Source organism: Streptomyces sp. NPDC043854, assembly GCF_056436005.1.
The window spans coordinates 11,726-34,068 of record NZ_JBWKDK010000017.1 but is presented as its reverse complement, the minus strand read 5'-3'; the positions used below and the strand labels follow the sequence as shown (position 1 = coordinate 34,068).

31 protein-coding genes are annotated in these 22,343 nt (G+C 70.7%); 29 read left to right on the top strand and 2 right to left on the bottom strand.

Translation table 11 applies throughout. The features are described 5' to 3' along the window. Positions 1–5: 5 nt before the first annotated feature. The 29 genes from AC068A_RS17415 to AC068A_RS17275 all read left to right on the top strand — a co-directional run bounded on the left by AC068A_RS17415 (position 6) and on the right by AC068A_RS17275 (position 20,588). Positions 6–824 (top strand): hypothetical protein, encoded by an 819-nt coding sequence (locus tag AC068A_RS17415; RefSeq protein ID WP_478585757.1) that lies wholly within the window; start codon positions 6–8, stop codon positions 822–824. Then, a complete protein-coding gene (locus tag AC068A_RS17410) occupies positions 818–1,120 on the top strand; it encodes a hypothetical protein (RefSeq protein ID WP_478585755.1) in 303 nt (100 codons plus the stop codon). Before AC068A_RS17415 ends, AC068A_RS17410 begins: the two co-directional genes overlap by 7 nt. An 83-nt stretch (positions 1,121–1,203) precedes the next feature. After that, on the top strand, positions 1,204–1,800 hold the full coding sequence (locus AC068A_RS17405) for a DUF4352 domain-containing protein (protein WP_478585754.1): 597 nt from the start codon (positions 1,204–1,206) through the stop codon (positions 1,798–1,800). Positions 1,801–1,815: 15 nt separating this feature from the next. Then, positions 1,816–2,100 (top strand): HNH endonuclease, encoded by a 285-nt coding sequence (locus tag AC068A_RS17400; RefSeq protein ID WP_478585752.1) that lies wholly within the window; start codon positions 1,816–1,818, stop codon positions 2,098–2,100. Between the two features lie 2 nt (positions 2,101–2,102). Further along, on the top strand, positions 2,103–2,258 hold the full coding sequence (locus tag AC068A_RS17395) for a hypothetical protein (protein WP_478585750.1): 156 nt from the start codon (positions 2,103–2,105) through the stop codon (positions 2,256–2,258). A gap of 23 nt (positions 2,259–2,281) precedes the next feature. Next, positions 2,282–2,722, top strand: a complete 441-nt coding sequence (locus AC068A_RS17390) for an ATP-binding protein (protein ID WP_478585748.1) — start codon at positions 2,282–2,284, stop codon at positions 2,720–2,722. 69 nt (positions 2,723–2,791) lie between these two features. Then, complete coding sequence (locus AC068A_RS17385; protein WP_478585746.1) at positions 2,792–2,968, top strand: hypothetical protein; 177 nt, start codon at positions 2,792–2,794, stop codon at positions 2,966–2,968. Between the two features lie 34 nt (positions 2,969–3,002). Beyond that, a complete protein-coding gene (locus AC068A_RS17380) occupies positions 3,003–3,263 on the top strand; it encodes a hypothetical protein (RefSeq protein WP_478585744.1) in 261 nt (86 codons plus the stop codon). After that, positions 3,214–4,722 carry a terminase gene (locus tag AC068A_RS17375; protein ID WP_478585742.1) on the top strand — a complete coding sequence of 503 codons (1,509 nt, stop codon included), beginning with the start codon at positions 3,214–3,216 and terminating at the stop codon, positions 4,720–4,722. The genes AC068A_RS17380 and AC068A_RS17375 overlap by 50 nt, the downstream gene beginning before the upstream one ends. Next, complete coding sequence (locus tag AC068A_RS17370; protein ID WP_478585740.1) at positions 4,704–4,901, top strand: hypothetical protein; 198 nt, start codon at positions 4,704–4,706, stop codon at positions 4,899–4,901. The genes AC068A_RS17375 and AC068A_RS17370 overlap by 19 nt, the downstream gene beginning before the upstream one ends. Then, on the top strand, positions 4,898–6,268 hold the full coding sequence (locus tag AC068A_RS17365) for a phage portal protein (RefSeq protein ID WP_478585738.1): 1,371 nt from the start codon (positions 4,898–4,900) through the stop codon (positions 6,266–6,268). Before AC068A_RS17370 ends, AC068A_RS17365 begins: the two co-directional genes overlap by 4 nt. Further along, entirely contained in the window at positions 6,268–7,266 is a 999-nt protein-coding gene (locus AC068A_RS17360) for an HK97 family phage prohead protease (RefSeq protein ID WP_478585736.1), read from the top strand. The genes AC068A_RS17365 and AC068A_RS17360 overlap by 1 nt, the downstream gene beginning before the upstream one ends. After that, on the top strand, positions 7,266–8,741 hold the full coding sequence (locus tag AC068A_RS17355) for a phage major capsid protein (protein WP_478585735.1): 1,476 nt from the start codon (positions 7,266–7,268) through the stop codon (positions 8,739–8,741). The genes AC068A_RS17360 and AC068A_RS17355 overlap by 1 nt, the downstream gene beginning before the upstream one ends. 57 nt (positions 8,742–8,798) lie before the next feature. After that, on the top strand, positions 8,799–9,209 hold the full coding sequence (locus AC068A_RS17350) for a hypothetical protein (RefSeq protein WP_478585733.1): 411 nt from the start codon (positions 8,799–8,801) through the stop codon (positions 9,207–9,209). Between the two features lie 10 nt (positions 9,210–9,219). Beyond that, positions 9,220–9,510, top strand: coding sequence for a hypothetical protein (locus AC068A_RS17345; protein ID WP_478585732.1), 291 nt, complete (start codon positions 9,220–9,222; stop codon positions 9,508–9,510). Positions 9,511–9,520: 10 nt separating this feature from the next. Continuing rightward, positions 9,521–10,360, top strand: a complete 840-nt coding sequence (locus AC068A_RS17340) for a hypothetical protein (RefSeq protein ID WP_478585730.1) — start codon at positions 9,521–9,523, stop codon at positions 10,358–10,360. Continuing rightward, positions 10,360–10,824: a hypothetical protein gene (locus tag AC068A_RS17335; RefSeq protein WP_478585728.1), complete on the top strand. Its 465-nt coding sequence runs from the start codon at positions 10,360–10,362 to the stop codon at positions 10,822–10,824. The genes AC068A_RS17340 and AC068A_RS17335 overlap by 1 nt, the downstream gene beginning before the upstream one ends. Positions 10,825–10,836: 12 nt before the next feature. Beyond that, positions 10,837–11,046 carry a hypothetical protein gene (locus tag AC068A_RS17330; RefSeq protein WP_478585726.1) on the top strand — a complete coding sequence of 70 codons (210 nt, stop codon included), beginning with the start codon at positions 10,837–10,839 and terminating at the stop codon, positions 11,044–11,046. Next, positions 11,046–12,032, top strand: coding sequence for a phage tail tube protein (locus AC068A_RS17325; protein ID WP_478585724.1), 987 nt, complete (start codon positions 11,046–11,048; stop codon positions 12,030–12,032). The genes AC068A_RS17330 and AC068A_RS17325 overlap by 1 nt, the downstream gene beginning before the upstream one ends. Positions 12,033–12,034: 2 nt before the next feature. Continuing rightward, on the top strand, positions 12,035–12,538 hold the full coding sequence (locus AC068A_RS17320; protein ID WP_478585722.1) for a hypothetical protein: 504 nt from the start codon (positions 12,035–12,037) through the stop codon (positions 12,536–12,538). A 10-nt stretch (positions 12,539–12,548) separates the two neighbouring features. Continuing rightward, complete coding sequence (locus AC068A_RS17315; RefSeq protein ID WP_478585720.1) at positions 12,549–12,974, top strand: hypothetical protein; 426 nt, start codon at positions 12,549–12,551, stop codon at positions 12,972–12,974. A gap of 132 nt (positions 12,975–13,106) precedes the next feature. Then, positions 13,107–15,536: a hypothetical protein gene (locus tag AC068A_RS17310; protein ID WP_478585718.1), complete on the top strand. Its 2,430-nt coding sequence runs from the start codon at positions 13,107–13,109 to the stop codon at positions 15,534–15,536. Positions 15,537–15,556: 20 nt separating this feature from the next. Continuing rightward, positions 15,557–17,848: a carbohydrate binding domain-containing protein gene (locus tag AC068A_RS17305; protein ID WP_478585717.1), complete on the top strand. Its 2,292-nt coding sequence runs from the start codon at positions 15,557–15,559 to the stop codon at positions 17,846–17,848. Between the two features lie 9 nt (positions 17,849–17,857). Continuing rightward, positions 17,858–18,325, top strand: a complete 468-nt coding sequence (locus AC068A_RS17300; RefSeq protein ID WP_478585715.1) for a hypothetical protein — start codon at positions 17,858–17,860, stop codon at positions 18,323–18,325. After that, positions 18,325–18,840 (top strand): hypothetical protein, encoded by a 516-nt coding sequence (locus tag AC068A_RS17295; RefSeq protein WP_478585713.1) that lies wholly within the window; start codon positions 18,325–18,327, stop codon positions 18,838–18,840. The genes AC068A_RS17300 and AC068A_RS17295 overlap by 1 nt, the downstream gene beginning before the upstream one ends. Further along, positions 18,837–19,067, top strand: coding sequence for a hypothetical protein (locus tag AC068A_RS17290; protein ID WP_478585711.1), 231 nt, complete (start codon positions 18,837–18,839; stop codon positions 19,065–19,067). Before AC068A_RS17295 ends, AC068A_RS17290 begins: the two co-directional genes overlap by 4 nt. A 62-nt stretch (positions 19,068–19,129) precedes the next feature. After that, positions 19,130–20,098: a hypothetical protein gene (locus AC068A_RS17285; RefSeq protein WP_478585709.1), complete on the top strand. Its 969-nt coding sequence runs from the start codon at positions 19,130–19,132 to the stop codon at positions 20,096–20,098. A gap of 14 nt (positions 20,099–20,112) precedes the next feature. Next, positions 20,113–20,334, top strand: coding sequence for a hypothetical protein (locus AC068A_RS17280; protein ID WP_478585707.1), 222 nt, complete (start codon positions 20,113–20,115; stop codon positions 20,332–20,334). Positions 20,335–20,390: 56 nt separating this feature from the next. Next, positions 20,391–20,588: a hypothetical protein gene (locus tag AC068A_RS17275; RefSeq protein WP_478585973.1), complete on the top strand. Its 198-nt coding sequence runs from the start codon at positions 20,391–20,393 to the stop codon at positions 20,586–20,588. A 61-nt stretch (positions 20,589–20,649) separates the two neighbouring features. Here AC068A_RS17275 and AC068A_RS17270 read toward each other — a convergent pair whose 3' ends face one another. Both AC068A_RS17270 and AC068A_RS17265 read right to left on the bottom strand, forming a co-directional pair. Beyond that, positions 20,650–21,093, bottom strand: a complete 444-nt coding sequence (locus AC068A_RS17270; protein WP_478585706.1) for an N-acetyltransferase family protein — start codon at positions 21,091–21,093, stop codon at positions 20,650–20,652. Further along, on the bottom strand, positions 21,059–22,267 hold the full coding sequence (locus AC068A_RS17265; RefSeq protein ID WP_478585704.1) for a helix-turn-helix domain-containing protein: 1,209 nt from the start codon (positions 22,265–22,267) through the stop codon (positions 21,059–21,061). The genes AC068A_RS17270 and AC068A_RS17265 overlap by 35 nt, the downstream gene beginning before the upstream one ends. Between the last annotated feature and the right edge of the window lie 76 nt (positions 22,268–22,343).

Genomic DNA, 22,343 nt, shown 5'->3' with positions numbered 1-22,343 from the left:
AGGCCATGGCAGTAGGTCAGCTCACCCACCTCGCCGACACCGTCACCCTCTCCACCAGCAGCAGCGCCTCAGCCACCATCCCCAACGACGGCAGCGTCCTCGTCGGCGACCTCCTCCTCGTCGCCTGCGTCATGCCGTCCGGCAGCCGCACGTTCGCCATCAGCGGCGGAGCCAGCGCCTGGACCAGCCTCGGCACCGCCATGCAAGCCGGTCACATGTCCCAGCTGTGGTGGCGCATCGCCGAAGCCGGCGACCTCGGCGCGACCGTCACCGTCACCCCGAGCACCGGCAGCATCCGCCAAGTGCTGCTCCTCGGCCGCGTCCGGGGCGCCCTGGCCTCCAACCCGATCGCCTCCGCGACCAACACGTCGACGACCGCCACGACCAAGACCACCCCGTCCCTGGGCAGCGTGCAGGCATCCAGCCGCGAAATCGGCGTCGTTTGGGACTCCCGAGGCTCGGCCATCCCCCAAACCGCGGCCTGGACCGCGCCCGCGGGCCACACCCGGCGCGGGCAGGCCTTCACCACTGCCCTGAACGGGGCCTGTTCCGGCGCATGGGGCGACAGCGACGCCACCGTGTCCGGGACGATCGGATCCCGCGTGTCGACAGCCGACCAGTCTGCGCTCGGCTCCGCCTGGACGCTCGCCATCGCCCCCGGCGAGCAGACCATCGACCCCGCGCTCCTCGCGTCCACCACAACCGTGTACGCGCCGACCGTCACCCTCTTCGACCCGGACATCACGCTCACCATCGGCACCCCGGCCACACGCTGGACCGTTGCGGCGCCCGCACGCGGTTGGGAGGTCGGAGCACCGTGGTGATCCCCGCCAGCAGCCTGGAATACATCAGCGTCACCGTGACGACCTCACCCGCCGGCGTCGACCTCACTGGCACCGCGCCGCAGTTCGCTTTCCTCCCCGCGGCGAACCGGGCCAACCCAGCCACGGGCCAGTGGCTCACCGGGCAGTGGGACGGCAGCAGCACCGCCCGCATCCTCGTCGGCCCCTCCGGCGGCGCGACCACGCTCACCCGCGGCGACTGGCACGTCTGGATCAAGATCGACCCGCCCAATGCCGAGCTGATCGTGCGCCGCGCCGGAACCCTCACCGTCACTTGACGTCACAGATCGATCACTACCGCCCGAACGCCACCCACAGCAACGGATGATGCCCCCTCACGCCCTACATCACGGGGGGACCCATGCACACCCGCACCACCGGCCTCGCCGCCGTCCTGCTGCTCTGCACCGTCACCGCCTGCAACAGCAGCACCAGCACCTCCGAGAAGGCCGCCGCGCCGGCTACCACGACGCCCCGGCCCGCCGCGAGTGCCTCCACCGCATCGCCGTCACCCACCCGCGACCCGGTGTTCGCCATCGGCCACACATGGACGTTCGAGGGAACCCTGAACGCCGAGCAGGTCATCGGCAACGTCACCGTCCTCGGCTACCGGCACAACGTCCGCTCCGTGGGCTCGGCCTCCGACGAATCCGGGACCCCCGGCTATGTGTGGGCCGCGCTCGACGTCAAGACGTGCAGCGAGAAGGGCTCCTTCCTCGCCTCGACGCTGCCCTGGACCCTGACCTACGCCGACGGCGCACGCGTCCCCGCGTCCAGCACCACGTACGGCGACTTCCCCAAGCCGGCCTACCCCGTCGAGACCCATCTGACGGCCGGCAAGTGCGTCAAGGGCAACATCGTCTTCGCCGTGCCCAGCAACCCCCGTCCGGCAACTGTCGCCTACGCCCCCGACGGAATCGACACGCCCCGCGAATGGGCGGCGGTCCCCGCCGAGTAGAGCACGAGGAGGGACGTGGCCCAGAACCCCCGCAACGGCCGCCGCTACCGAGCGTTGTGTGCTCGCCAGCGCGCCCTGCACCTCCCGTGCTGGATCTGCGGCCACGACATCGCCTACGACATCACCGGGCCCGACGCCGGCCGCCACCCGGCCGCGTTCACCCTCGACCACCTCGTCCCCCTCTCGAAGGGGGGCGAGCTGCTCGACCCGGCCAACGCCCGCAGCGCGCACCGCCGGTGCAACAGCGCCCGCGGGAACAGGCTCACCGTCCGTACGCCCGGCACGTCAAGGAGATGGTGAACATGGCAACCGTCGAAGCAGCGCTGGACAACGCGGCCAGGCTGCTGCAGCAGGCCGAAATGGAGACGAACCTGCAGCTCATGGAACGCCTCGATGAGCTGGCCACCTCGTGGATGTCTCTGGCCAACCTGCTGATGGAGCGAGAGCGGCAGGCCTGATCAAACGGGGGTGGTGACACACCGTGCTGTATGTCGTGACCGGGCCCCCGGCCGCCGGCAAGAGCAGCTGGATCACGGCGCGCGCCCAGCGCGGGGACATCGTCATCGACCTGGACCGCATCGCGCTCGCGCTCGCCGGACCCGGCGCCCTGGCCTGGGACCACGACGAGACGCTCCTCAAGGTTGCACACCGGGCTCGCTTCGCAGCCATCGACGAGGCGGTCCAGCACCGCGACAAGGTCGACGTCTATCTCATCCACACCATGCCCAGCGCCAAGGCCACCGCCCGGTACACGCGACTCGGCGCAAAGATCATTGTCGTGGACCCGGGCCGGGACGTCGTCATGCAGCGCGTCCGCGACATGCGGCACCCAGGCATGGAGCAGGTAGCCACCCGGTGGTACAGCCGGCGCCGCGCCGTGGTAGGCGAGGCCACCGGCGTGCAGGCATCCCGCCCCTGGTGACGGTAGTCCCACCCCCACGCCCCGTGCACCCCGACCTGCCCTGATCAGTCCGTCACACAAACTCGAACTTTGATCGAGAACACCATCACGCATCGCGATGGCCAGGCCGGCCCGGCCAGGGGTGGGGGGCTCGTACCCGCCGAGAAAATCGGCGCGGTGGGCGACCCAAACCGCCCTTGTCGCCCGGTTTTTTGCGCGGCCGATTTTCAAGATCCTATTTCGGGAATGATGACGTTTCTGATTTAGCGACTCTCCGTAACTGTCACTGGCTGTCACGGGGGTGGTCAAGATCGAGAACGAGCAGGCCACCCGCGACGAGATCCTCGCGCTCGGCGTCGCGCACCTTGCCCCCGGGCTGTGCGCCCTCGCCATCACCCTCGCCCAGCACCTCGACGGCACCGACGCCGCCACCAGTGCCGCGGTCGTCGGCCGCGAGCTGCGGGCCACCCTCGACAAGCTCCGCATAGTCGCGCCCGGCAAGGCGGAGGGGGATGAGCTCGATGACCTCGCTGCTCGACGCGCCGCACGCCGCGGCGCCTGATCCGCGCGGCTCCCAGCAGCCTCGGCTCCACGTCGCGCCGCCGTTCCTCTCCTCCTCGGGGCAGGAGGCCGTCGAGCTCGCAGCCCTCGCCGGGCTGCAGCTCGACCCGTGGCAACAGCACGTTCTCGACCTCGGGCTCGGCGAGCGCGCCGACGGCCGGTGGTCGGCGTTCGAGGTCGCGGTGAACGTTCCGCGCCAGAACGGCAAGGGTGCGATCATCGAAGCCCGCGAACTGGCCGGTCTGTTCCTCCTCGGCGAGCAGCTCATCCTGCACTCGGCCCACGAGTTCAAAACGGCCATCGAGGCGTTCCGCCGGGTCACCGCGCTGGTGACGAACTCGGACTACCTGCGGAAGCGGGTGGCGCGGGTACGCCGGACCACTGGCGAGGAGTCGATCGAGCTGCTCTCGGGCCAGCGGCTCCGCTTCCTCGCCCGGTCCGGCGGCTCCGGGCGCGGCTTCTCCGGGGACTGCAACGTCCTCGACGAGGCCATGCACCTCGGCGACGAGGCGATGGGCGCGCTCATGCCGACCATGTCCGCCCGGCCCAACCCGCAAATCTGGTACCTGGGCTCCTCGGGCATCGGAGGGCCGTCGGTGCAGCTCGGCAGGCTCCGAGAGCGCGCCCTGCGGGCCCTGGAGGGCGAACCTGACCCTGCCCTGGCCTATTTCGAGTGGTCCATCGACCCCCACCTCGCCGAATGCCCCACCGGGTGCGCCGAGCACGACGACGACGCTGACCCGGCCGCCTGGGCCAGGGCGAACCCGGCGCTCGGCATCCGCATCACAGCCGAGCACGTCCAGCGCGAGCGGCTGAGCATGTCGCCGACGGTGTTCGCGCGGGAGCGGCTCGGGGTCGGCGACTACCCCTCCGACCGAGCCGACACCTGGTCCGTGATCGGCCAGGACGCGTGGCGGGCGCTCACAGACGGTGAGAGCAAGCCGTCCGACCCCGTGGCGTTCGCCATCGACATGACCCCCGAGCGGTCACATGCTGCAATCGGTGTCGCCGGGGTCTCGGGCAGCGCGGTGCACGTCGAGGTCGTCGACCACCGGCCCGGTGTCGGCTGGATCGTTGAACGTGCCCTTGACCTGCAAGAGCGCTGGAATCCGTGCGCGTGGGTCGTCGACGGAGGCGGGCCCGCGGGCGCGCTGATCGCAGACCTGGAGCGGGCGGGACTCACCGTGACGGTGCCGAGGGTCCGGGAAGTGGCGCAGGCCTGCGGCCAGTTCTACGACGCGGTCACCGAGCAGACCCTTGTCCACCTCGACCAGGCGCCGCTCGCCGCGGCCCTGGCCGGCGCCCGGAAACGCGAGCTCGGCGAGGCCTGGGCCTGGGCCCGCCGTGGGGTGTCCGTCGACATCAGCCCGCTGGTCGCGGTGACGCTCGCCGCGTGGGGCCTGCGGACCCGGGACGACACACCAGAGGAGGAGCCGGAGCCGTGGGTCGCCTTTCTGTGAGCCGCGCTGGCCGGGCGCGCGCCGGCACCGCGCTGGGCGGGGCCCTGGTCGCCGCCGGGGCCGGGCTCGGTCTCGGCCTCGCCGTCGGCCTGGTCGTCGCCGGGGTGCTGCTGGCCGCGTACTGCCTGCTGGTGGCCGACGTGGACCCGCCGGGACGTGAAGGGAGGGGTGGCGGATGACGACCCTGTGGCGGGCGTCCCGGGGGCGCCGAGCCGCGGCCGAGGAACGGCACATCACTTCCCTGGAGGACTACGTCAACTCGTTCACGTTCGGCGGGGCCGCGTACTACCCGTCCGGCGTGCAGCAGACGATGCCGGGGCAGGCCAGTGAGCCGCCGCCGCGCGACTTCCAGGGGTACGCGGTCCGCGCCGCCCACAACGGCGTGCTGTCGGCCTGCATGGACGTCCGCAAGGACGTGTTCAGCAGTGCCCGGTTCGCCTGGCAGCGCCTCCACAACGGCAGGCCGTCGGAGATGTTCGGGAGCACCGACCTGCGGCTGCTGGAGCAGCCATGGCCGGGCGGGACGACCCAAGACCTGCTGGCGAGGGTCATTCTGGACGCCGACCTCGCCGGGAACAGCTACTGGGCCCGGGACGGCGACGAGCTGGTCCGGATGCGCCCCGACTGGGTGCAGATCATCCTGGAGCCCCGCCACAGCCGCGGCGGCCACCTCGGTTGGCGCCGCCTCGGCTACCTCTACACCGAGGGCGGCCCAGTGTCCGGCGCCGAGCCGGTCCCGTTCCTCGTGGACGAGGTCGCCCATTTCGCCCCGAAGCCGGACCCCTTGGCGACGTACCGGGGCATGTCGTGGATGACGCCAGTCCTGCGGGAGACGACCAGCGACGGGCTGATGTCGGCCCACAAGCAGAAGTTCTTCGAGAACGCGGCCACGCCGAACATGGTCGTGACGATGCCGCGGGAGATCGGCGCCGAGGCGTTCGAGAAGTTCGTCGCGAAGATGGACGCCGGCCACAAGGGCGCCCGGAACGCCTACAAGACCCTGTATCTGGGCGGCGGGGCCGACGTTACCGTCGTCGGGTCGTCGTTTTCGCAGATGGACTTCTCGCGGATCCAGGGCGCCGGGGAGACCCGCATCGCCGCCGCTGCCGGCGTACCGCCGGTCATCGTCGGCCTGTCCGAGGGCCTCGCCGCCGCCACCTACTCGAACTACTCGCAGGCGCGCCGCCGGTTCGCCGACGGCACGATGCACCCGCTGTGGGGCAACGTCGCCGGCAGCTTCGCGCACCTGGTACGCCCGGCCGGCGCTGGCGACAGCGGCGTGGTGCGGCTCTGGTACGACCCCCGCGACGTGCCGTTCCTCCGAGAGGACCGCAAGGACGCTGCCGACATCCAGTTCCGGCACGCCCAGACCATCCGCGCCCTGACCGATGCCGGCTTCACCCCGGAGTCGGTCGTACGGGCCGTCGAGGCCGAGGACCTCTCGCTGCTGGTCCACACCGGCCTGTTCTCCGTCCAGCTGCAGCCCCCGGGCTCGACCCTGCCGACGACCGCGCCAGCGCCCCCGACTGATGAGGAGGGCCCGTGATGGGCACCGTGCACGCCATCGCGCGCGACCTGACCCGGTCCGCGCCGTTCCGCGCCGAGGCACCCGACGGGGAGTCCGACGGCCGCGCCCTGGCCGGCTACGCCGCGGTGTTCGGCGAGTCAACCGAAATCGACTCCTGGGAGGGCTCGTTCACCGAGACGATCCGCCGGGGCGCGTTCCGCAAGACGATCCGGGAGTCGACCCCGGTCATGCAGTTCGACCACGGGCATCACCCGCTGATCGGGTCCATCCCGATCGGGACGATCACCCAGCTCCGCGAGGACGACCACGGCCTCTACGTCGAGGGCCGCATCTCCGACAACTGGCTGATGCAGCCCATCCGGGACGCGATCGCCGACGGCACGGTGTCGGGGATGTCCTTCAGGTTCGAGGTAATCCGGGAGGAGTGGCGCGACGCGGCCGGCAAGGTCGTCCGGCCCGAGGAGGTCGGCGAGCTGCTGTGGATGCCCGGCGACCGCGGCCCCCTCCAGCGGGAGATCATCGAGGTCCGGTGCCGAGAGCTCGGGCCCGTGGTGTTCCCGGCCTACGCCGGGACCGAGGTGTCCGTGCGGGCCCGCGGCATGGCCGACGAGCTCGCCCACGACGGGCAGGCCGCCCGCGCGATCCGCCGCTCGCTCGCCCGGGACGCCGCAGCGCCCACGGTGCCCGAGGACCCCGAACTGCGCCGCGAAGTGGCCGCCTCGCTGCTCTTCGGCCGGCCAGGTCAGCCGCAGCGCGGCGAACACTTGGTCGTCGACCTCAGCGGCGAGATCGACCCGGACCGGATGGCGGCCGCCGTCCGCGACTCCCTCCGCCAGATCCAAGGCGCGCCGCCCGCCACCGGGCACCCGCCTGCCCCCAGCACAACCGACGCGCCGCCCGCCGATGGGCACCCGTCCCCCTCCCCGGCCAGTGAGCGCCTCCGGGCGTACATCACCGAGGCCCGGGACCGCATGCGCCAGACGCTGGCGCTCATCGACGAGAAGGACGCAAGCTGATGGAACTGTCCCACCCGCAGGCGAAGATCCGCCTGAAGGACATCGAAGCCGAGCTTGAGCGGCTCGGCGCCAAGCCGGAGCTCACGGCCGAGGACGAGCAGCAGTTCGACGAGCTGACCCGCGAGTTCGGCGAGGTCGACCAGCACCGCCGGCAGCTGGAACGCATGGCCGCGCTGGAGAAGGTCCGGGCCGCCTCGACGGTCAGCGAGCGCCGGCCGTCCGCGGCGGGCGTCCGCCCGGCGGCCGGGACGTCGTACGGCTCCGACGGCTACGACTCCGACCCGATCCTCAACCCCGACTCCGTCGAGGACCGCCGCTTCCGCAACCCGTGGGACCTCTCCGAGGTGCGGACCTTCTCCCGGTCCAAGGAAGAGGTCGCGCACGAGCTGCGGGCCCGCGCACTGTCCGCCATCGAGAAGATGTCCGGCGCCAACGACCGCGTTCGGTCCGCCGGCACGAGCATCATCGAGCAGTTCGACGACGGCGACTCTCGAATCGCCCGGCTGTGCCTGGCGACGTCCAGCCCGGAGTACCTGCGGGCCTGGTCGAAGGTCGCGCGCGGCCGCGGGCACCTGATCTCTCAGGAAGAGCAGCGAGCCCTGGAACGCGCCATGTCGCTGACCGACAGCGCCGGCGGCTACCTGGTGCCGTTCCAGCTCGACCCGACCGTCATCATCACCGCGAACGGCAGCCGGAACCAGGTCCGCGAAGTCGCCCGGCAGGTCGTCGCCACCGGCGACGTCTGGAACGGAGTGAGCAGCGGCGCAGTGTCCTGGAGCTGGGACACCGAAGGCACCGAGGTGTCCGACGACACCCCCACGTTCGCGCAGCCCACCGTGCCGATCCACAAGGCCAGCGGCTTCGTGCCCATCTCCATCGAGGCCTTGGAGGACGAGGCCAACGCCACCCAGGAGGTGGCCAAGCTGCTGGCCTTCGGCCGAGACGTTCTGGAGTCCGCCGCGTTCACCACCGGCACCGGGTCGAACCAGCCGACCGGCATCGTCACCGCGCTGACGGGCACGTCCAGCATCGTTACCTCGACGACCACGGATACGTTCGCCGCGGCGGACATCTACAAGATCGACAACGCGCTGCCGGCCCGGTACCGGGCGAACGGGTCCTGGATGGCCAACCGGGCGATCTACAACCTGATCCGCCAGTTCGACACCGGCGGCGGCGCGCAGATGTGGGAGCGCATCGGAGCTGACGTGCCCGCGATGCTTCTGGGCCGTCCGGCCCTGGAGGCCGAGGACATGGACGGCTCCGTCACCGCGGCTGCGGAGAACTACCTCGCCGTGTACGGCGACTGGTCGAACTACGTCATCGCCGACCGGGTCGGCATGACCGTGGAGTTCATCCCGCACCTGGTCGGCTCCAACCGGCGCCCGACCGGCCAGCGCGGCTGGTACGCCTACTACCGCGTCGGCGCCGACAGCGTGAACGACGGCGCGTTCCGGATGCTCAACGTCACCTGACCCCGCCCGGCCCCCGTCACCACGGCGGGGGCCCTCTCCCGGAAAGGGGATCCGCTCATGCGGAACTCGCTGTACGGCCTGGCGCGGGCGAAGGTGACGCTCTCCGTCGCGGCCCGTACCAATGGCACGGTCAACGGGACCACCGTGGACCTCAACGAGAACAAGGACAACTGCCGGTCGGCGATGCTCATCGTCCACACCGGGACGATGACCGACGGATCTCACGCGGTCACTCTGCAGGAGTCCGATGACAACTCGGCGTGGTCCGCCGTGGCCGCGGCCGACCTGCAAGGCTCGGCGCCCACCCTGACCTCGTCCGACGACGACGTGCTCTACGAGCTGGGCTACATCGGGTCGAAGCGATACCTGCGCGCGTCCGTCGTCACCTCTGGTGCCACGACCGGCGGCGTGTTCGGCGCGACAATCGTGCGCGCCTTCCCCCGCCGCCGTCCGATCTCCCACAGCTAGGAGCCCCACCATGGCAGTGAAGCGCTGCACCACGCCGTTCAGCGTGTGGGTGGACGGCTCGCCGCGGGTCTACGCCGGCGGGCAGCTCGTCGACGAGCAGGACCCCGTCCTCAGGACGCACGGCCACCTGTTCGAGGACGTCACCGCGCACGTTGCCGCCCGCCGGGCGCGGCAGGCCGAGACAGCCAGCGCCGGGCCCGGGGAGCTGCGGACGCTCACCCCGCCGACGGAGCCGGCCGCGCTGGAGCCCGGCGGCGCTGCGACGACCGCCGCGGCCAAGCCGGGGCGCCGGACCAAGTAGGGGAACAGCGGTGCCGTTCGATCTCAGCGACGCGGTCCGTCTGAGCGCCGACTGCCGCGACGCCGGCGGCACGCTCACCAACGCGGCCAGCGTCACCCTCACCATCACCCTGCCCGACGGGACCACCACGTCCCCAGCGGTCACGAACCCGCCCAGCAGCACGGGTGAGTACACCGTCGAGTACACCACCGTCCACGCCGGCCGCCACGCGGTCCGCTGGGTGTTCACCACCCCGGCCGCGGCGTACACCGACGTCTTCGACGTGCGGGCCGCCGAGCCGCCGCTCATCCTGTCCATGGCCGACGCCCGCCGACACCTGTCGCTCGCGGCCGACGACACCAGCCACGACGAGGAGATCCGCCCCTGGCTGGAGTCCGTGACCGAGCTCGTCGAGGGGCTGTGTGGGCCGTGCGCCCGCCGGACCGTTGTCGAGGACCACACCGTCTCGTCGTGGGGCACGGACGCGGTTGCGCTGCGCCGGACCCCGGTGCTGTCCGTGACGTCCGCCGCGGGCGTCCTCGCCGGCGGCGAGACGTACGCTGGCGCCGATCTGCACGTCGACTCCAACGGGGTCCTGCGGCGTCTCGACGGCGGGCTGCTGTACGGGCCCGTGCTGCGGATCACCTACGTCGCAGGCCGGACCCTGATCCCGTCGAACCTGACGTCGGCGGCCCGGATCATCCTCCAGCACCTGTGGCGCACCAAGTACGGCGCGTCGCGGGCGTTGGCCGGGCTCGGCGGCGGTGAGGACTTCTCGGTCACCGAGCCGGTCGCTGGCTTCGGGTACGCCATCCCGAACCGGGCGCTGCAGCTGCTGGAACCGCACCGGCTGCCGCCGGGGGTGGCGTGATGGCTACCTCTGCCGTACCGGGCGCGGTCGCCGGGCTGCTGGACGTACTCCGCGCGGCACCGGGCCTGCACGGCGTGCACGTCGTGGACGGGCCGCCGACGAACAACCTGTCAGGAGGGGACTGGCTGTTCATCGGCCACCAGCCCGGCGCCGACGTCGCGGTCGGCCTGACCCAGATGTTTGCGTCGGTTGGCGCTCGGACCCGGGACGAGGACATCGACATCGGGTGCTACGCCGAGTCCCGCGCCGGCGGCACCGACATGGCTGCCCGCAGAGCGCGGGCATTCGAGCTCCTGGCCGAAGTCGAGAACGCGCTCCGCGCGACCGACGCCGCCCCGGAGGCGCCCACCCTGGGCGGCGCCGTGCTGTGGGCGCACTTGGTCGCTGGGGACCTCTACCAGCTCCAGTCGGACGGCGTCCTGGCGGGCGTCGCATTCACGGTCCGCTGCCGGGCCCGCATCTAAGGAGACAGGCCCATGGCCAAGGTCCGTTACGTCGGCGACGTGCCGGTCGCCGTGCCCGAGCTCGGCGGCCGCACTGTGCAGCCCGACGAGGTCGTCGAGGTGCCCGACCACAGGTACGACGGCTACGTCTGCCAGCCCCCCAACTGGGAGGGCGTCGAGGAACCGAAGGAGTCCGCGCCGAGGAAGGCGGCGGCCAAGTCCCCGAAGGGGAGTGACGACTGATGGCTATCGGCTCCGGCCTCGGCGGCCAGCTCGGCATCGTCGCCGAGTCCACCTACGGCACGTACGTGGCACCGACCAGGTTCCTGGAGATCACCAAGGAGAGCTTGGTCTTGAAGAAGACCACTGCTCAGAGTGCGGGCATCGCCGCGGGCCGGCTGCTGCCGCTGTCCAACCGGCGGGTCCTGACCATGGTCGAGGCGACCGGGTCGATCGACATGGAGGTCACCAACACCGGCATGGGGCTGCTGCTCCAGGCCCTGATGGGCACCACCGTCACCCCGGTACAGCAGGGCGGCACCGCCGCCTACCTGCAGACCCACACCCTCGCCGACAGCTTCGGCAAGAGCCTGACGATCCAGAAGGGCGTGCCGCTGACCACCGGCACCGTGACGGACAAGTCGTTCGTCGGCTGCAAGGTCACGGGCGCAGAGTTCTCGTGCGAGGTCGGCGACATGCTGATGGCCTCGTGGGAGATCGACGGCAAGACGTGTGACGAGACGCAGACGCTGGCCACCGCCAGCTACCCGAGCAGGTCACCGTTCCACTTCGGCCAGCTCACGGTCAAGACCGGCACGTTCGCGTCGGAGACAGCGCACGACGGGGTCCGCAAGGTGTCCGTCAAGGTGGAGCGGCCGATGGCCACGGACCGCTTCTACGCTGGCCAGTCGGGGCTGAAGAAGGAACCGATCGCCAACGACCTTGTCAAGATCACCGGCAGCATCGAGATGGACTACGTGTCCACCACCCTCGATGACCTGCACACCTCGGATGCGGCGACGTCCCTGGTCCTGGAGTGGGTCGGCCCGCTGATCGCGTCGACGTACTACGAGACGTTCCGGATCACCCTGCCCGCGATCAAGATCGATGACGCGCCGCCGTCGATCGACGGGTTCGAGGTCGTCAAGCCGACCTACTCCTTCACCGCGCTGTACGACGGCACGAACCAGCCGACGATCAGCTACATCTCCACTGACACCGCGGTGTAGCCGTGACCCGGGACATTCGGATCCTGGGCACTGGGGCGCTGCTGGAGCTGTCCCGCCGGTTGCATGCGACGGCCGGCGCCCCGGTCCGGGCGTCCATGCACCGGCGGATCCGGCGCGCCGCGGAGCCCCTGCGCGACGACCTCCAGCGCACCGTGCGCAGTCTGCCGATCCGCAGCCAGGGCGGCGCCGGCCGCAGCGGCCCGTCACCCACCACCCGGCCGCTGCGCGCCACGATCGCCGCAGCGATCCGCATCTCGGTACGTGCCGGGTCCAATCCCGGGGCCCGGGTGTGGATCGACCGCGGGCGGCTGCCCCCGGACCTGCGCAACATGCCCACCGTGCTCAACAGCGGCCGCATCCGCCACCCCGTCTTCGGCAACCGCCGCAGGTGGGCCACCCAGACGACAACCCCGCTGTGGTGGGAGCAGACAGTCCGCAGGCACCAGCCGCGCATGGAGCGCGAGGTCGAGCGGATCCTCCGCGACGTCCGCCAGCGGCTCGAATAGAGGAGAAGCCTTGATCATCGTGTACCGGCCCACCGACGGCGAGGAGCAGCACTTCGACGCCCGCTCGGTCCGTACGTCGGAGGCGCAGATCATCGAGCGGACCACCGATATGAAGTGGGCCGACGTCAAGCTCGGGCTGCGGGACGACGACCCGACCGCGCTCCGCGGGATCGTGTGGGTGCTCCTCAAGAGGAACCAGCCGTCCCTGCGCTGGGCCGACTTCGACCCCATGGTGGACGAGCTGTACAGCCGGTTCGACGCGCGGGAGGTCGCCGCGGTCGCCGAGGACATCCAGCAACTCCCGGAGGAGCGGCGGGCGCCGGCCATCGCCGAGTTGCGGTTCTACGCAGCCGATCCAGGCCTCGTCGATGACGCGCTGGCCGCGGCGGCTGCGCCCCCAAAAGAGACGGCGGAGGCCTCGCCGAACGACGGCTGAAGTACATCGGCCTCTTCGCCTATCTGCTGCACCTCGGGCCCCGCGACGTCGATGACCTGACGGTCGACGAGTTCGAAGTGCTGTGCGACTGGATCGACCGCCACCAGGCGGACGTAGCAAGGGGGGCGTCCGGTGGCTGAGCGGATGTCGTTCATCCTCGACGGCGACGACAACCTGTCGCCTGTCTTCCGCCGCATCTGGGAGTCCGCCGAGCGTTTCCACAATCGCCTGAACCGGGCGGTGGACGAGTCCGGCGGCGAGTTGAGGGCCTTCACCCGCAACGCCAGCGGTGGGCTGCAGGAGCTCGGCCGCAACCTTGGCGATGCGGGTCAGGCCGCGGCCGACATGGGCGGCGAGGCGAGCGACGCCGCGCCGGCCGTACGCGAGCTGGGCGACGCGGCACACGACGCGAACACGCAGATCGAGCAGTTCACTCGCGACAGCAGGGGCCGGATCCGGGACCTGCGCGGCCGGTTCGTCACCGCGGCGCAGGCCGCGGACCTGCTGGCACGCGAGGCAGCCGGGACCGCGGTGCAGGTCCAGGCGACCGGCGATGCGTCGGACCGCAGCGGCTCCCGGCTCCTGGGCCTTGGGGACGGTGCGGACGGGGCCCGGTCGGCGCTGACCCGGCTGGGCTCGTCGGCCGGTACCGCGGGCGCGCAGCTCGGCAGCGCCGGCGGCGGGCTGGGCGGAGCAATGGGGGCCGTCGCGGCGATCGCCGCGCTGTCCCTGCTGCCCGCGCTGGGCGCCGTGGTGCCGATGATCGCTGGTGTCGGGCTGGCCGCGGGCACCATGAAGCTCGGGTTCTCGGGTGTCGCCGAGGCTGTCGAGGCTGCGGGCAAGGGGAAGAAGGAGTACGCCGAAGCGCTCAAGGGGCTGAGCCCTGAGGCGCGCGCTTTCACCAAAGAGCTCGTTGCAACGAAGAAGTCGTTTTCCGACCTCGGCCCGGCAATTCAGAAAGCGATGCTGCCGGGGTTCACCGCAGCGCTGCGGGAGTCCGGGCCGCTGGTCAAGATCCTCGGCGACGCCATGACCATGATGGGCAAGGGGTTCGGGGACGCGGCGGCCGGGGCCGGTCGGCTCATGAAGGACGCTGGCTTCCAGAAAGACTTCACCCGCGTCCTGGCGCTCGGCAACGTTTTCGTTCGGGACCTCACCAGTGGACTCGGCGGACTGGCCCGCGGCTTCCTCAGCTTCGGCGCGGCCAGCGAGCCGACCCTGCGCGCCCTGTCCGGGGGCCTGCGTGACCTGCTGGGCAAGGGGCTCCCCGGCATGTTCCAGGGACTGCAGGTCGGCGTCGAGGGTTCAGGCCGGTTCCTGTCTGGGCTCTTCACCATGCTCAGCACCACCCTGTCGGCGCTCGGCCGGTTCTCGGGCGAGGTGGCCCGCACGTTCGGCCCTGCCCTCGGCGAGTCCATGATCCTGACGGGCAACGTCCTCAAGGTCGCGCTGGACGGTCTCGGTCTGGCGGCCCGGGTCCTGGGCCCTGTGTTCCGGGACGTCGCGCACGGGATCCAGTCCGTGTGGCTGCTCCTGGCGCCGTTCGGCGCCGCGGCCAAGGCCGCGGGCCGAGCACTGCTCGACTCGTTCCTGCCTGCGGGCACCAGCATCGAGAGCGTGCGCGGCCCGTTCCAACGGCTCCACGAGGCAGTCGAACGGAACAAGCTCGGGATCATGGAGTACGCGAGGCTGTTTGGAAACGCGCTGCTCACGTTGGGCGAGCTGGCGATTCAGTCGCTGCCTGGCGTGGTCGGCATGTTCCGGATGATGGCCACCGGCGCGCTCGAATCCCTCAATGTGTTGGTGGTCGGGGCGGCCACCGCGTTCGGCTGGATCCCGGGCATCGGCGAAAAGCTCCGCACCGCGGCCGGCCAGTTCAGCCAGTTCAAGGATCAGTTCATCGGCGGCCTCAACGCGGCGGAGCAGCGGACACGCTCCTTCTCGCAGCAGGTGGCGCCGCGGCTGGCTGAGAACCGGCTCAGGATGAACATCGCGAACTGGGAGCAGCAGATCACGGTGGCGAAGGGCCAGTTGGCTTCGGTGCCGCCGTCGAAGCGGTCGCAGCTGCTGGCGCACATCGCGGACCTGGAGTCCAAGGCCGCTCGTGCACGGTCCGAGCTCGCCGCGATCCCGAGGCACATCACCGTCACGATCAGCTCCAGGAACCTCATCGACTCCAGTCTGAACCGCTCGCGGATCATCAACGGCGTGCTGACCCGCGCTGGAGGCGGCATCGTCCGCGGTCGGGGCACCAGCACCTCGGACAGCATCCCGGCGTGGCTGTCGGACGGCGAGTACGTCGTCCGGGCGGCAGCGGTTGCCCGGCTTGGCGTACCGTTCATGGATGCTCTGAACTCCGGCCGCCGGCTGCCAGTGGCGGCGGCCGCGCCTACCGCGGCCATCGGTGCGGTGCCGCGCGGCGGCGGGGGCGGCGTGATGTTCGCCCCGCAGATCACTGTGCAGGGCGCGCTCGATCCGCTCGCGGTCGCGCAGCAGTTGCGTCGGATGCTGCTCGAGCTGCAGCGCACGTATGGCCTGGCGGAGGGGGTGCTGATGTCGTGACGGCGAAGGCGGTAGTCCGGGTGGCGTTCGGTTTTGCGCCGATGGCCACCTCGGTCACGTGGACCGACATCAGCCAGTGGGTGCACCTGCCCTCCGGGGTCCGTATCACGCGGGGCGCCTCGGATGAGCTGACCCAGACGCAGCCGGCCACGCTGAGCGCGGTCCTCGACAACGTCGACGGCCGGTTCACCGCCGGCCTGTCGGCCTCCCCGTACTACCCCTATGTGCGGCCGAACTGCCCCATCCAGGTGGGTATGGTCACCACCTCCGGAAAGAACCTGATCAACACGCCTGCGTTCGAGGTCGACGGGGACCTCGGGGTCTGGTTCGACAAGGCCACTGAACTCGTCACGGACTTCTACACCGACAACACCAGGGCGCACTCCGGCGTCCGGTCCCTGCGGATCCAGTGGAACACCACGGGCACCGGCGGCGTGATGGAGCAGACCGTGTACGGCCTGGACATCGGCACGACGTACACGCTGTCTGGCTGGGTGTGGGTACCCACCGGGGATCCGTCCGTGTGCTGGCGTATCGACAACGGGGCCGCGGGCACCGCGTCCTCGGTCACCAACACGTGGCAGCAGATCACACGGACGTTCACGGCGACGTCGACCAGCCACACCATGCAGCTCACCACGACCGTGACGTCCCCGGCGTCCGGGGACACCGTGTGGCTGGACGACGTGCAGCTCGAAGCGGGCTCCTCGGCGACGTCGTTCGACTCCGCCGGCGCCGAGTACCACTGGCGGTTCTACGGCCTGGTCAACCAGTGGGATGCCGGTTGGACGGGGATGGAGGGGAAGACGCGGCTGACCGCGAGCGACTTCTTCAAGCCGCTGTCCAAGCTGCCCGCGCTTGAGCCGCTCCTCATGGAGGAGATCAAGCTCGTCAACCCGATGGTGTACTTCCCGCTGAACGAGCCGTCGACGTCGACGACTGCCGGGGACATCGCCGGCACCGGGGCGGGCACACTCGTCCAAGCCCAGGTCGGCACGGGCGGCAGCGTCGCATTCGGTGAGACGGCCGGGCCGGCGGCCACCGGGCAGAGCGTGGTCCGTCTCTCGCCGGCGTCGACCTCGGACGGCATCCGCCTGGACGCCTACATGGGGCTGTACGCGGAAGAGCAGACCAGCCTGTACAGCATCACGTTCGAAGCCTGGTTTCAGACCAGCGTCGCGAACAGGTACTTCATGGCGGCCCGGTCCCTCGACTTCCGCTACGAGATCGTCTTCGGCCTCAACAGTTCGGGCTACCTGGTCATCGAGCACACCAACTTCTACGGCACCCGACTCGTTACGGTGGTCAACGCCACGAACCTGGCGGACGGGGCGTGGCACCACATGGTGTACGACGAGTTCACCCAGGCCGTGTACATCGACGGCGGCAGCGCACTTCCCGTGACCGTGCTGAGCCAGCTGGCGCTGCGCTACGTCTCCATCGGCGGCTACGGGTCCGACCATCTGTGGGACGGCGCCGTCGCGCATGCCGTCATCTACACCTCGGTCACCTCGCCCGCGCTACTCGCCACCCACTACGCCGCCGGCGCGACAGGCTTCTCCGGGGAGGGCGCCGACGAACGCGTGCTGCGGCTCGCCGGCTACGCCGGGGTAGCGGCGGTCGACCCTGTCGGAGACTTCTCTCCGGTCGCTTCCCAGGGGGCCGGTGGGGCGAGCGCCCTGGAGATGATGCGCACCGTCGAGACCACGGAGAACGGCAAGTTGCTCTCCCACCGCGACGGGCACGCGATCCTCTTTCAGAGCCGGACCGTCCGGCAGAACGCGACCGCGGTCGCCAGCCTGGACTACGCCAACCTGGAGACGGACGGTGTGTCCCTGCCGTCCGACGACCAGAAGATCATCAACCAGTACAAGGCGATGCGGCCGGGTGGCGCGACGCAGCGCGTCGTGGCCGGCGAATCGGTGACCGCGTTCGGCCCCTATCCGAAGGACGCCACGATCCTGCGGATGACCGACGCCGAGGTACTCGACACCGTGTACTGGACGGTCTCCCGGTACGCGAACCCGGAGCCGGAGATCCGCGAGATCCCGGTCCGTGCCGAGTCGCTGCCCCTGGCCACATACCGGGCGCTCCTCGACGCGGACGTGTCCTCGGTCCTGGAGATCAACAACATGCCGACCACGGCACCCGCCTCGACGATGCCCCTGCTCATCGAGGGCTACGTCGACGAGATCGGCCTGAACACCCACACCATCCAGTTCCACACATCCCGGGCGCAGACGGACGCGGTGTGGGTGCTCGACAGCAGCACGTACAGCGTCCTCGGCAGCACAACCCGGCTCGGCTACTGAGGAGATCCAGTGCGAGAGATTCCCGTGCGGCGGGCCGAGACGTTCTACACGCCGCGGCCAGGCCAGCGCCCGGACGCCTGGAATCTAGTCCCGCCCGCTGAGCGGGTGTGGCGCTGGTACGAGCAGCAGATGCAACGCCGGGTCGCCCCACCGGTGGGCATGCTCGTGGGCGAGCGGATCTACGCCCGGATCAACCACGGCCGGTGGGTGGCCGACTGCCGGTGCGGCTCCGCCCAGGTGGTCACCCCGGACGATGCGCGGTTCGCCTGCCCCGAATGCGGCTATGGCTGGGCGCGCATCGTGTTCCCCGACGACCCGGCGGCGGCCGAGGCACAGGTCCTCGACCAGGCGCCGCACGAGCGGAACTGGTGGCACGCAGACGACGACTCATGGGACCGGCCGCGCCGGCCGGACCCGCCGGGCAAGCCCCACGGCGAGCAGCGCCCGCCCGCTGACGGACCGGAGAGGAGGAGCTGATGGCCACTCCCCGCACGTGGGTCGTCGGCGAGGTCGTCACCGCGGCCCTGTGCAATCAGGAGATCCGCGATCAGTGCTCGTTCCTGCTGAACCCGCCGCTGGCGGTCCTCAAGCAGACCGTCACGCAGAACGTGGCGACGGGCACGTGGCAGGTGCTGAACTTCGACACCGAGGTGGCCGACACCTACAACGGTCACTCCACCAGCGTGAACACCTCCCGCTACACCTGCCAGCTCGCGGGCTGGTACCGGGTCACCGGCCGTGTCGCGTTCGCCGCGAACGGCACCGGGAGCCGCGGCGCCCGCGTTCATGTGAACGCGAACTACATCCAGGGCGGGGCGTCGCTCTACGGCGCCGGCACGCTGATGGGCATCCCGGAGGCGACCCACATCCTGCAGCTCGCCGTGAACGACTACATCGAGATCGCCGGGGGCCAGAACTCAGGTGGCACCCTGTCCACCGCCTACGTCAACGAAGGAGCGTCGATGATGTACGTCGACTGGATCCACGCATGATCGCCTGCGCCTGCGGCGCCCCGCCCGTCGTGCAGTGGCAGCGCCGTGCCCGCCCCAGCGAGGGCGGCCCCACCGACACTGTGCCGGTGTACGCGTGCGCCGATCACGCGCTCGGCACGGACGCGACGACCCTGCTGCACCAGGCCGAGTGCACCGCCGGTGAGCAGAGCAACGAGTGCACCTGCACCCCGGAACCGATCGGCGACCCCATGGCCGCTGCCAGCTGACACCCCACCTCACCCGCCCCGCGCCGTCTGGCCCGGGGCTTTTCCACGCCCTGGAGGCCCCGTTGTCCACCGGCGCGCAGTATTACCCCGGCGCCTCGACCGCCTACCGCTACGACTCCCGATACCCCGGGCTGATGCAGGAGATCAACTGCGTCGTCACCCACACCACCGAGGGCACGTCGCTGCCCGACTACGACGGCGGCGCATCTGCCCCCAACGTGACGATCCTGCCGGACATCCCGAACAAGCGGATCAAGGTGTACGCGCACTTCCCCGCGGACATGTCCGCCCGCGCCCTCGTCGACAACCCGAACACCGCGGTCCGCACCAACCGCAACAACTGCCACCAGGTCGAGCTCGTCGGCTCCTGCGACCCGGCACGCCGCACGAGCTGGGGCACCCGCCGCGCGGGCGTCGACTACGTCTACTGGCCCGACGCCCCCGACTGGCTGCTGCGCGAGTACGCCAGGTACATCGCCTGGTTGAACACCGAGCACGGTGTACCGCTCGTGTCGACGCCCCGCCCGTGGCTGCCCTACCCGGAGAGCTACGGCAACAGCCGCGCCCGCATGTCCCTCGACGAGTGGAACAGCTTCCGCGGGCACTGCGGCCACATGCACGTACCCGACGGCAACGACCACGGCGACCCCGGGGCGACCCGCATGGACCTCGTCATCGAGTACGCCAAGCACCTCGTGTCCGGCCAGCCCAACCCTACGGAGGAAGACGACATGCCCACCCCTGCCGAACTCTGGTCCTACCAGCTGGAGACCCCGAGCGGCCGGAAGACGTCGGCCGGTGACATCCTCGCCTGGGCCGACCGCCGCCACGACGTGATCTACGGCGAGGTCGCCGCGGTGAAGGCTCAGATCGCGGGGCTCACCGCGACCGTGCAGACCCTCGCCGGGCTGCTCGGCCAGCACGACGACGTCGACACCGCCACGGTCGTCGCCGCGGTCCGGCAGGCCATCGCCGACGCGGTGGTCCGCGTCACTGTCGACGTCACCGGCACCCCTGACCCGACCAGCTGAAAGGCGCCACCACTATGAAGGACAGCAGCAAGCGCACCGCCCGCACCGTGCTGCAGACCAGCCTTGGCCTGGCCGTCACCCTGCCCGCGATCGTCGCCGCGTCCGGGATCCCGGAGGCCCTGCCGTGGGTGGCCGGCACCCTGGCTGTGGCCGGTGGCTTCGCCCGGGTCATGGCCCTGCCGGGGGTGCAGCAGCTCCTTCCGGGCTGGCTGCAGACAGACACGGACGGGGAGTGACGCCCCCGGAGGAGCGAGCGTCTGTGGCTCTGGAACTGGAACGGCTGCGTGGCACCATGGAGACCGGCTTTGCCCGCGTCGACGGGAGCCTCGCGCTCCTCGTGCAGCGTTCCGATCAGTCAGACCGGCAGCTCGCGGACCATGAGACGCGGCTCGACGCGCTGGAGCGCGGACGCTGGCCGCTGCCGTCCATCGCAGCAGTGACCGGCCTAGCCGGCCTCGGCCTCGCCCTGTATCAGCTCGTCGCTCGGTAGACACACCTCGCCCCCTCTCCGGCCTGCGGGCCGCGGGAGGGGGCGTCTTCGTGCGTCCGGGCTAGCTCTCCATCCGGTAGAAAATCTTCCCGTCCCGCGGAACCGCGCCGAGCGCGTCGTAGAACGCCAGCGCGGCCGGGTTATCCCGGTCCGCCGTCCACTCCACGCGCAAGCACCCGGCCTCGTCAGCCGCTGCCCGCAGTTCACGCATCAGCGCGCCAGCCACGCCCCGTCGCCGAGCAGATTCTCGAACGTACAACTCCTTGAGGTAGAGGCTGGTGTCCGCGCCCGCGGCTGGCCACAGAAACGTATAGCTCGCGAGCCCCAGCACCTGCTCGCCATCGCGAGCGAGCAGCACAGTGGCCGCCGGCCGGTCGCCGAACAGCGCGATCCGAATCTGGGCCGGGTCGCCAGGCACGTGCTCTCCGCCGTAGAACGCCTCGATCTCTCCGAGCATCTCGGAGATCGCCTCAACGTCCGCTTCCGTCGCCTGCTCGATCAGCACTGCTGCTCCTCTCGCCCGCGGGCAGCGCCAGGACCTCGCGCAGCACCCGCACCTCCGGCACCAACTGCGCCTCGGGCACCCTAGCCGCGACCTCCCGCGCCCGGTAGATGATCAGCGCGGACCGGTGCTCGACGGGGAGATCCACGATGGTGGATGCTGCGAGCGTCGCGGCACCTGCGGGGTCGCCGTCGGCTGCCGCGCATATGGCCTGGTCGAGAGCGATCAACGCCCGGTCCGTGTGGTCCCGGGCCGGGTACAGCTCCAGTGCGCGCGCCTGCTGTTCCGCCGCCCGGCCTGTCTCCCCGAGATGCGTCCACGCGTTTCCGGCGTGGAACCGCAGCTGAGACTCGGAGTAGCCGAAGGCGGACGCTATGCGCGCCTCGGCTGGCATCCGTTCCAACGCCACCTCCGCGCGTCCGAGGGCGTCCTGTGCGCCGCCCCGGTCCTGGAGTAAGGCCAGGGCCCGAGCCTCCAGCGGCGCTGCCAGCGCAGGGCCAACGCATGGCAGACCGCCGGCCAGTTGCTGGGCCCGCACCGCCAGTTCGACAGCGCCCTCGACATCGCCGCCGTAGTACAGCTGATACGCCTCCTGCGCGTACATCCACGACATAGTCGCCCTGTCCTCCGCCGCACCGGCGGCGGCCCGGCCAGTGCGCCACCACGTCCGAGAGCGTGGGTCGCCCAACTTCAGCAGGGTGAGAGCCATCAACCCAGACATCTGCGCTGCCGCGATCGTGAGCCGCCGCCGTGCCGCCGGAGCCTGCCGATGCGTGAGAACCACTCGCAGGTCTGTGAAGTCCGCGAGCAGCACCGGAAGCAGCTCGCGCTCCGCTCGGTACCGGGTCGCGCGCCCGTGTCGGGCGACCGTGTACTCCCAGTCCTCTAAGGAGGCGTCCGTCATCGGTCCGGCGACCAACGTCTCGTGAAGACCTTGTTGCAGGGCATCAGCCTGCTCCAGCAACGACTGGCCGGGGCGTACCTCTGCAAGGGCGATCAGCTCGCCGCCAGCGCCGAGGGCCTCGTCGAGGGCAGCGGCGATCGCCGACGTCGGCTGACGTCGCCCGTTCTCCAGGTCGCTGACGTAGCTCTTGCCGCATTTGGCGAGGCTCGCCACATCACGCACTGAGCGGCTTGCGCGCAGACGACGTAAGGCATCGCCGAACGACTCACTCACAGAGGCACCTCCCGCTGTCCGCGGTGTCCGCAAGGCTGCGGACGGGAGCGGACGCGGCACGCCTGTGCCTGGCCAT